We start from the raw sequence: 354 nt of genomic DNA on the forward strand, positions 1-354 counted from the left end.
ATTCAAAATCCAAAGCGATTTAATGGTAAATGAAAAGATTAAGGACGATTTTAAAGGGTTAGAGTGGAGGGATTTAGCTTGAGGATCAACCAGTTTTTAGCCCATTACACCAAGCACTCAAGAAGAGAGGCTGAAAAATTGGTTTTAGAAGGGCGGGTGAAAATCAATCATGAGCATGCCAAACTTTCTAGCGTGGTTAAAGAAAACGACAAGGTGTTTTTAGACAAACGACTCATCAAGCCCTTAAAAAACAAAAAATTCAGCGTGCTGGTCTATCACAAACCAAAGGGCGAATTAGTGAGTAAAAACGATCCCTTAAAACGGCGCGTGATTTATGAAAGCTTGGAGAAAAAA

General features: G+C 38.4%; 1 protein-coding gene. It reads left to right on the plus strand.

Features of this window, described 5'->3' with window-relative positions; genetic code table 11:
• Positions 1–63 precede the first annotated feature (63 nt).
• Positions 64–354 (plus strand): S4 domain-containing protein (locus F8C76_RS19970; protein ID WP_249042467.1); only part of this gene is annotated, 291 nt, incomplete at its 3' end.

Origin of the sequence: Flagellimonas olearia, assembly GCF_009184425.1 — a bacterium.
Taxonomy (GTDB): Bacteria; Bacteroidota; Bacteroidia; order Flavobacteriales; family Flavobacteriaceae; genus Flagellimonas; species Flagellimonas olearia.